This window comes from Bradyrhizobium sp. (assembly GCF_016462955.1).
Lineage (GTDB): Bacteria > Pseudomonadota > Alphaproteobacteria > Rhizobiales > Xanthobacteraceae > Bradyrhizobium.
In genome coordinates, this window is sequence record NZ_JAEMSD010000160.1 from 7,036 (window position 1) to 13,311 (window position 6,276).

Sequence of the window (6,276 nt, forward strand, 5' to 3'; positions counted from 1 at the left end):
CAGCAAAGGCGAGGACAAATCCGGGCAGAAACACCGCCAACAGAAGCAATCGCCGGATGCCCGGGTGCGCGGTGATATCCTTACGACGCTTCGGATCGAATTCTGCAAGAAGCGCGATGCAGACGGCGCTGAAGAAAGCCGCACCCATGCCGAGCCAGCCGAGCAGCATCATTCGGCCGACTGCATGATGGCGCCGGCGCTGAATGTCGTTTGCTCGCGACGGCGCAAAGCAAGCCCGGCCGAGACCACGCTCACAAGCCCGCCTAGCGCGACCAGTCCATCCATTACGGGTATCGCACTCTGGCCTGCCGCGAGCGCCGCAGTCCAATTGGGTCCGCCGGCGGCAGCGCGCAAAAATGGAATTACCATCATCAATATGCCGGTTGCACCGAACAGCAGCGGCGGCACTCGTTCGACCGAGCGCATCACTATCGTCGGAACCAGCGCAAGCAAGGCTGCTATCAGAAAAGCTGCAGGAGTCCAGAACGCGGTCTCGAGCGACGGCAGGCTGGTGAAATAAGCCGCGGCCGCAGCCGTCATCGCGAATGGCAATCCGCCACCCACCCAGGCCGAGGCGCGGCCAAGCCCGCGCCAGCCAGGTTGATCGGAGCGACGACGAACCCACAAATTCAATCCGCTCCATGCGACGTACGCACTTGCAGCACCCAGAGCAAACCATACTGCGCGTGACCACCAGCCGGCAAAATTGCCGAAGTGAACGGGACCGATAAGGCCAAGCAGCGACGCCCCCCACGACGGCTTCAAGCCGACGATCGGCCGCTCGCGGATCAACTCTCCGGTCGATCCGTTGTAGATCAATCGCATCGCCGTCAAATCCCCGCTCCGCGGCAGCGGAAAGACGGTGATCCTGGAATCGGCGCGACCGCGGTTTTCCCATCCTGCACTCATCAGGGGGGCGCCGGCACGCTGACGCGCATCAGATAGTATGCGATCGATGTCGGCAATTGCCGCCCGACGGGCGTCGACGACGTTCAACCCATTCAGCGTCGTGACCATCTCGCGCACGTCGCCTTTGAAGGCGATTTTCGCCAACATCGGTAGCGCCACCGCGATGGCAAAGCTGAGGTAAGCGCCAGTGAAGGCTAGTACGAACGCGTGCGGCAAAGTCCATGTTCCCGCGACGGAGTGGAGATCGCGCAGGCCGACGAGCCGAGCGCGTCCCCGCATCACGAAGATATCCCGGAATAAATGCCGGTGCATCAGGATACCCGAGACCGCCGCCACCAGCATGGCAAGACCTAGGATGCCGGTAAGGATCAGTCCCCACGGGTTAGGCACGTGCAGGCGGACGTGAAGATCGACATAAAAGCGTCCAAGCGCTGTGTGGGGATCATTGGCCGCAAGTTCGTTGCCAAGTCCTTCCTGGCGCGAGATCACGCTTCCGTTCGGTCCGATCACGTAGAGGATGCCGCGCTCGCGGCGGACGCCGTTCACGGTTTCATCAGTATGGAAAAACGCATGCACGCGGCCGGCGGGCGTGGCCCGAAGACCGAGGTCGCCACGAAATTCCTCAGGTGTTTCCGCTTCGAGCCGCGCCAGCACAGCGCCCAGCGGTTGGTTCAGCGGGTCGTTCATTCCGAGCAACCCGCCCGACCAGAGTTTGATCTCGTTCGAGAACACCGCGGCCGTGCCCGTCACAATGACGGCGTAGAGCAAAAGCCCGAGCATGGCGCCGGCCCAGCCATGAACCGCCACCAGCGTTTTGGTTTCACGCGCTTTCAGATTGATCACGGCTCCTCCACGGAATTTAGCCGGCGATCATACCGCGCAATGCGATTGCGTGAATGACGGCGATGACCGTCATTGTAATCGCGACGCGGCCAAGGCTCCGATCTAACAGGGCGTAAAAGAATATGACGCCCCAGATCGCAGGCATGAAGAACAACGGAAACGCGATATGGTCAACGCCTCCAGAGCCCTTCGGGATCCAGAAGGGCATCACGGCCAAGATCAGGGCGGTGAGGGCGAAGGCGCACGGCCCTGCGAGTAGCGCCCGCAGCCAGGGCTGCCAGCGGCTGCGATCCCACACCCTTGAATCCGACGTCGCCAACGGTGCACTCGCCTCAGAAATTGAACGTGGTCGACATCAGATAAGTGCGCGGCGCGCCGAGCGACACCGCGCTGCTGACCGTGCGGTAGGAGTTGTAGTAGGCTACGTTGAAAACGTTCTCAACGCTCGCGCGGACAACGATTGGCTTGCCGTTCCACGGCGAAGCAAAGGTATAACGTGCCCCGACATCGACCCGCGTCCAGTCAGGCAGCACCTGAGTGTTGGCATCATTGGCAAAACTCTCGCCGGTGTAAATGACCCTGCCCGTTAGGGTCAGGCCATCGACGAAGGGAGTATCCCATTCCGCGCCGACATTGAGGTTAACCGTCGAGATGCCGACCGGGATCTTGCCGTTGTAATTGAATGTGATGCCGCCCGGGAACGTGTAGCTTTGGGAAACCACTTCGCCGTTGATGATCGTCACGCCGCCAAGCACCCGAAACCAGGGCGTCAATTCACCGAAAGTGTAGAGCTCGATGCCACGGTTGCGCTGCTCGCCGACGAGCCTTCGTGCAGGCAGTGGCTGCCCTGCCACCGGAACCGACGATGCGTTCGGAGCCGTGATATCGAAATAAGAAGTGGTGAATGTGATGCGACCCACGTCGATCTTCGCGCCGGCTTCCAGTTGCTTGGTTTGAGCGGGCGGCAGAATTTCGCCGACGTTAGAGTATGTTGTCGTTCCAGAAACTACTTCCGGCAGCTTGAGGCCTTCGATGTAGTTCGCGTAGAGCGAGACATTCTCCACGGGCTTCACAATGATTGCGTAGCCGGGACTCCATACCGAGCCTTCGATATGAGAGGAAGTGGGCGGCGTCAGGAAAGTCTGGCTGTCCGCGCCGACCGATTGCCGACGGGCGCCGACGATGAGCTGCAGGCGGTCGCCGAACATCGACATCGTGTCGGCAATGCCGACGCTGCGCATGTTTGTCTGGGTTTTCAGATCCTGCACGATGGCGGTGAAGTTCGGCAGCGGGCTCGGAATGGGATTGTAGAGATTCGAATTGATGATGCCGCCAGACCTGCCGAAGGACGTGTAGTCCCGGTCGAACGTCGAATAGTTCACGGTGAAGAGATGCTTGACAGGCCCCGTGTGTCCGCTCGCGCGAAAGCCGATGTCACTCGCGTAGTTCTCGAAGATGTCATATCCTTTCAAAGCGGGATTCGACCAGTTTCCGAGGCCGCCGACGTTGGTGATGCGCGGCGACACGTACTGAAAATTGACGTCGCTCCGGTGATAGCCGCCGGCGGCGTACAAGGTGAGCCAGTCGGTCATGTCGACTTCGGCCCGCGCCATGGCAAACGAATCCTTCGTCTTCCAGCTCGCCCAGTCCGGCATGTAATTGGTGCCAGGGCGAGGCGGGGCCGGCACGGGAATGGTGAACGCGAAGGGCGGGCTCGATGTAAACGTTAGGAAGCGCTGCGGCGGCGTGAGGTTTTCGGCTTGGTAGCCGACGTCAACGGAAACTCGTGCACGCTGGCCGCGATAATCCATATTGAGGACCGCGTTTCCAAGTTCGTCGGTCTGTCGGTCGATCGTTGTGTTTCCGCCGCGCCCGCCACCGTTGAAGCGGATGCCGAATTCCTTGTGTTCGCCGTAGCGACGCGCCACGTCGATGAAGGCGCCGAACTGGGATTTGGAAATATACAGGCCGGTAAGTTGGGTGATGTCGAAGTCAGGAGCCTGCTTCGTTACCAGGTTGACACTGCCGCCGACTGCGCCCGCGGGCGGCATGCCGCCGAGCATGACGCCAGGGCCTTTCAGCAGCTCGACGCGCTCGAGATAGTTGGCCGACGTCGAATACGCGGGCGCCATGCCGTAGAGGCCGTTCATCGCGTAGTCGCCGGCGTCGTAGTAGAAGCCTCTGATGTAGAGACCGTCGACGCCGTTGCCGGAAGGTGTCTTGCTTCGGACCGATGGATCGTTGGCCAGGACATCGGCGACGGTGCGCGCCTGCTGGTCCTGCATCAGTTTCGCGGTATAGCTGACCTGGTTGAACGGCGTATTCATCACCCCGCGATTGCCAAGGAATCCGAGCTGTGAGCCCGTGGCGACCTGACCGCCAGCATAAGGAACCGGCGGAGCACCAAGCGCGCCGGTGGCCGGCGCGACAAAGGGCACCGGCTCAACCTGACGAAATGCAGCCGGAGGAGCGCGGCGCCGTGTAGTTGCCGTTGCTCGTTGAGCACGTTGAGCCGGGCGCGCGCGAGGCGTGGTGGGATTCGGCGCGTCGACATGGACGGGCGGTAGCGCCGATTGCGCAAGAGCCGACGTTGCACATCCGAGAAATCCGCCCGCGAAGGCCAGATGGCTTGCCGCGCCCAACAAGAACGCACAACGAAAGAGCTTGCTCCAACACGGACGCGACATCCCAAACACCCCTAAGCACAGCTTAATTCCACAGCCAAGCCGGGCTTACCATGCTGGATATGTCGGGTACCGTTTAGGGCGGTTAGAACCGCTCGAAACACGCGATTCTCTAAGATGTCTGTTGCGTGATTGCTACGACTGGGCCTAACCCGGCCGATCTCGCGCGCCAACATTTAGAATTAGAAAGATTCAACGGTGCTGCGAAGACCAAGTCAAAAGAAGTTGGCAACGTCACCGCTATAAGAGCGTGCGGCACCAGCACACTTCCGCTGTGGGCAAGTCTGCGCTCGCGACTAAACAGGACCTTGCTGTTTCTCCTAGCGGAAGCAACCATCGCGCGCCCCTCGGTTCGATGAACAGGAGCGCCAAGCGACCTACCGCGTCTCGTTAGCCTCGCGTTGATGCAAAGTAGTAGGCATGGCACGGCTCTACGCAGTGCTTGGCAATCTTTCAATGGGGCAGCGGCGGTCTGCTCGTCCGCAAGTTGTTTCCGGCCTACACTCGGCAGCCGACGTTCGAGCGAGCTTCAAGCTCGGCAGCTCGGAGCCAGAAGGTGATTTCAATCAAGTGCCTTCGGGAGTCTTCAATAGGCGGCTCTTACAGGCTCGGCCTCACTCCAAAGCGGCCGAGACCGGGGAGCTTGAGCGCCGGGCGCCGGATGTCGAAGCCGAGAACCGCGCCGAAAAAGTTGATCTCCAAGCCTTCGACCCAGCCGATCGAGAAGCCGACGTATCCGGCAAGCGAGGCATAGATCCCGGTGCCGGACGCCGTGACGCCGAACCATTTGCCGGTGGAGGGGAAGTCCTTGCCGATCGCGGTCGGCGGCAGCACGACCTGGAGCTCGGGGACGGAGTCGAGTGCAGCCTGCACGAAGGTGTTCGAATTCGGACCGGGCCAGACGCTGTAGTCGCCATAGGATCGAAACCTGTAGTTTTCGACGACGTCCCGGATCTTCGGGATCAGCGCTTCCGCGCGCTCGCCGTCGACGGCCACGATGATATCAGGCACAGCGCCGAACCAGCGCCCGTCCGGAGCGAAGCCGTTGGTGCGGATCGGCTCGCCCCAGGCCGTGTAGTCGTACCTTGTGTAGGTCGGCGCATCCTTCTCCTTGACGACGATCCAGGTATGGATCGCGAAGATGCCGCGCCAGCGATCGGCCGTTTGCCAGTTCTGGCGGCCATCGCCCAGCCAGAGATATCTCGCCGCCGATGCGGCAAGCGGTGCGAAGACGAGGAACAGAAAGATGAGCAACGGCTTTTTCAAGGGAGCGGTACGGTGGGATCTTTGACGAACATATAGTTCGCACCGCTGCCGACGCCATAGCCGCCGCCCGGGTGGTCGAATGAGCCCGTCACCTCGGTCGGACGTTTACGAGAGGAGTTGAGTTGTTCCGCACCGTCATCGGATGGAGTTCGGGCATGGACATGAAGGAAGCCGGGGCAATGACGGAAGCCTCCGGGCTGACGGACGAGCCGGGCGGCATGGAGCGGACCTCAGGCCTGCGGCCGGGTTCCGCAGAGCAAGGAGAAGCTTTTGCTCCACAAGCCCGCACGCCGGCGCCGGACCCGGCGAAGCGATGGGCCGACCAGTTGCGCGAGCTGACAGTGAAGGCGCCGCTACGGTCCTTGCTCGTCGCTTTCCTGGCCGGAGCATGGATCGCTCGCCGCCGATAGGAACCGTAACGAGGAAGCGATTCAAGCGCTGGCACAAGCGCTGGCATATGGAGGGTGGACGATGAGAGTTCTGGCATTGGCGGCGACTGCCCTTCTGGGCACCATTTCGTTCTCCATGGCGCAAAGCTCGGGAGGAGGTTCAGGCGGCGCTTCATCCTCGGGCG

At 61.4% G+C, this 6,276-nt stretch carries 5 protein-coding genes; 1 reads left to right on the forward strand and 4 read right to left on the reverse strand.

Annotation, left to right across the window (positions count from 1 at the left end; all coding sequences use genetic code 11):
* Positions 1–168: 168 nt before the first annotated feature.
* The 4 genes from JHD07_RS17755 to JHD07_RS17770 form a co-directional block, all read right to left on the reverse strand.
* Complete coding sequence (locus tag JHD07_RS17755) at positions 169–1,752, reverse strand: PepSY-associated TM helix domain-containing protein (RefSeq protein WP_291624457.1); 1,584 nt, start codon at positions 1,750–1,752, stop codon at positions 169–171.
* A 16-nt stretch (positions 1,753–1,768) separates the two neighbouring features.
* A complete protein-coding gene (locus JHD07_RS17760; RefSeq protein ID WP_291624458.1) occupies positions 1,769–2,071 on the reverse strand; it encodes a hypothetical protein in 303 nt (100 codons plus the stop codon).
* Positions 2,072–2,084: 13 nt separating this feature from the next.
* The gene (locus JHD07_RS17765; protein ID WP_366864720.1) at positions 2,085–4,190 is read right to left on the reverse strand and encodes a TonB-dependent siderophore receptor; all 2,106 of its coding nucleotides are present in this window, start codon (positions 4,188–4,190) and stop codon (positions 2,085–2,087) included.
* Positions 4,191–5,036: 846 nt separating this feature from the next.
* A complete protein-coding gene (locus tag JHD07_RS17770) occupies positions 5,037–5,690 on the reverse strand; it encodes a DUF3750 domain-containing protein (protein WP_291624460.1) in 654 nt (217 codons plus the stop codon).
* 134 nt (positions 5,691–5,824) lie between these two features.
* On the opposite strand from JHD07_RS17770, the gene JHD07_RS17775 reads away from it, so the two are divergent.
* Positions 5,825–6,112, forward strand: a complete 288-nt coding sequence (locus tag JHD07_RS17775; protein ID WP_291624461.1) for a hypothetical protein — start codon at positions 5,825–5,827, stop codon at positions 6,110–6,112.
* Positions 6,113–6,276 lie beyond the last annotated feature (164 nt).